At 27.4% G+C, this 3,174-nt stretch carries 4 protein-coding genes; all 4 read left to right on the top strand.

The window, feature by feature from the left end:
• The coding region (locus B3603_RS01025) for a zinc ribbon domain-containing protein (protein WP_291559687.1) at positions 1-104 on the top strand (104 nt) is incomplete at its 5' end.
• Between the two features lie 243 nt (positions 105-347).
• Entirely contained in the window at positions 348-959 is a 612-nt protein-coding gene (locus tag B3603_RS01020) for a DUF3137 domain-containing protein (RefSeq protein ID WP_291559685.1), read from the top strand.
• Between the two features lie 113 nt (positions 960-1,072).
• Positions 1,073-1,834, top strand: coding sequence for a class I SAM-dependent methyltransferase (locus B3603_RS01015; protein ID WP_291559684.1), 762 nt, complete (start codon positions 1,073-1,075; stop codon positions 1,832-1,834).
• Between the two features lie 601 nt (positions 1,835-2,435).
• Positions 2,436-3,174, top strand: a 739-nt coding sequence (locus B3603_RS01010; protein ID WP_291559683.1) for a CPBP family intramembrane glutamic endopeptidase, incomplete at its 3' end; no start/stop codon positions are given.

Raw genomic sequence — 3,174 nt, 5'->3', positions numbered from 1 at the left:
AAGTAAAAAATCTAGCACTTAGGGAATGGACTTGTCCGAATTGTGCTTCTTACCATGATAGAGATATAAATGCTAGTAAAAATCTACTGAAATTAGCAATGTAACTTTGGTATTATAACGAGGTTGGTTCGACCTTTTGAGCGTGGGTAAACTTGTTCCATTGGGAGCATTGACCACGAAGCTACTACTTCAATAAAAAGTGGTAGTAGTTCACGACAGGTATGGTAAGCTGCATATAAGGATAGTTGTAGAGGTGAAAAATCTTTACTCTCAAAAGTTATTTTATAATACTATATGAGTTTGAATTTGAAGAACTTTTACAATTAAAGTAATTAGGGGGAAAAACTATGAATAGGCTAAAAAGTATTTTTGGACCAACAGTTGATGAAGTTTGGGAGAAACTATGTGACCAAATCAACGGAGAGATAGTAAGTAAAGGAATGTGGAAAGACAAGAGAATTGAAGGGAAATATAAATGTTGGACAATTATATTGGATTGCTATACTATTATGGCAGGTCAAACACCTATGACTTATACAAGAATTAGAGTTCCTTTTATAAATGTAGATGATTTTAGATTTAAAGTGTATAACAAAAATATTTTAAATACTATTGGCGAAGAAGTTGATATGGAAGAAATGGAAACAGGAAATGAAGAGTTTGATAATAATTATATAATTAAAACTACTAATATAGAAAAAATGAAGATTATTTTATCAAAAGAGAAAATTTTTGATATTATAGCAAGGCAGCAGAAGATAAATCTTGAGATAAGAGATGATGAAGGGAAATTTGGTGTTGAATTTCCTCAAAATGTCGATGAGATTTATTTTCATACTTTAGGTATTATAAAAGATGGAGAAAGATTAAAAGATTTATATAATTTATTCTGTGAGCTATTAGATTTGCTCTGTGAAATTGGAAGTAGTTATGAGACTAAAGCAGTAGTAGAACTATAGAGGAGAGGATACTATGATTTTATTTGATATATATAGTGTACTGTGACAACTTATACGGGGACCTCCATTATAATAATTAGATTTGGAATATTATAAATATTGGAGGAAAAGATATGAAGATATTAAATGAAAAGTTATTCTACTCATTGATAGAAGACATAAACAAAGGTTTCTCAGGATGGGATTTCTCTTATATAAATGGAAGAATGGAGGAATTTCCATTAAGTTATAGCTATACCAATGAGGTGTTAAAAGAAATAAAAGATAATATATTTTTATTGGATATGGGAACCGGTGGAGGAGAATATTTAACTTCTTTTAAAAATCTACCAGTAAATACCTTTGCAACAGAAGGATATAAGCCTAATATTGCTATAGCTAGAGAAAAATTGTCTCCTTTAGGAATTAAAGTTTATGAAGTTTTAGATGATGAAAAATTACCTTTTAACAATGAATTTTTTAACTTAATTATAAATAGGCATGAATCTTATTCTATAAGGGAAATACAAAGAATATTGAGGCCAGAAGGAATTTTCATTACTCAACAAGTAGGAGGATTAAATGATAGTGATATAAATGCAGCTCTAGGATGTGAGCAAAGCGAATTTTATCATTGGGATTTAAAAAAAGCTTCAAAGGATCTAGAAGATGGTGGTTTTCATATCTTAGATCAAATAGAAGATATAACTAAAACTAGATTTTATGATGTAGGAGCTATTATCTATTATTTAAAAGTAATACCATGGCAAATTCCTGATTTTTCAATTGAAAAATATTATGACAAATTAATAGAAATACACAACAAAATTCAAAAAGAAAGGTATATAGATTTTATATGCCACAGATTTTTTATGAAAGCTAAAAAGAAACAGTAAAAACAAAAAGGGATATGATTATCCCTTTTTATTTTTATTCTTTTAACTTAGAGTTGTCCAATTTACAATTAAGAAAAAATTAGGCTTGATCAAACTAATTTTTTACTAGTAATATATTTGCTAGTTTATTCACCTCTGGGGAACAGTAGTGAAGCCCTTTAGGGTTCCCCTGAGGTGCAGTATAGCTCGGAACAATACTGATGAATTTACTAATATTATGGAGAGACTACGGCTGCCAGTCTTTTTATATGAAGCGACTAATCACTTCAAAAAAAGCATCAATTACTTTTACATATATTAGTTTTAGAACTGATAGATTTATATGTTATTGCCCTGGAAATTTAATTTCAAAATATAAGTTATAATTAATTTATAATATGTTAGATATTGAATAAAAGGAAGAGTTATATAATATATTTATATAGTTATGAAGATTTTTTAATACATTTTAAAGAACATATTTAATTATAAAATTTAACTTTAATAGTGGAAATATTTATAAAAACTTTTGTTACATCAGTAAAAATATAGTATAGTATTAAATGTAGGTATTATAGAGATGAAGTTAATATTTTATTATTTTTAGGTAAGGGGGGATTTTATGAAAAAAATATTAAAAGCTAATCTATTTGGAATGATTGTTATTATTTTAATGATTTTATTATCATTTACTGTTCAATCAAAACTTATGGAGGCAAATGTTTCAACTTTTAGTAGTATAGCTATAATGCAGGTATTAGGATTTTTCCTTCCAGTAGTTATTTACCTTTTAATAACTAAAGAAAATGTAAGAGATACTTTAAAGTTAAACAAACTTCCATTAAAAGATATTATACTAATAATTTTATTAGCAATAGCATGCCAACCTCTAGTAATGGGATTAAGTGGCATATCTTCTGTAATATCACCTAATAGCTTTAGTAGTGTAATGATGAATCCTGTATCTGAAACTTCTATGCTCTTAACTATATTTTTTGTGGGAGTTGTTCCTGCCATATTTGAAGAGTTAGTTTATAGAGGAATAATACTATCAGGGTATGATAATGTTAGTATTAAAACAGCAGCAATATTTTCAGGATTATATTTTGCTTATATGCATTTAGATATTCAAAGACTATTATATACTCTAACTTTAGGAATATTATTTGGATATCTTGTAAGAATAACTAAATCTATATATTCTTCAATGCTTTGTCATTTTCTTGTAAATTCTATACAGATGGTATTTTTAAAAGTAATGATGAGCCAAAATCAACATATGGATTCTGCTTCTCAATCTATCAAAGATTTACCAGGATCAGAACAAATAACTACAATCATAACATTAATTATCATGATAG

The organism is Clostridium sp. UBA2485, from assembly GCF_002341865.1.
GTDB lineage: Bacteria > Bacillota > Clostridia > Clostridiales > Clostridiaceae > Clostridium_J.
Note: the sequence above shows the minus strand (reverse complement) of the source record. Positions and strands in the feature narration are given on the sequence as shown.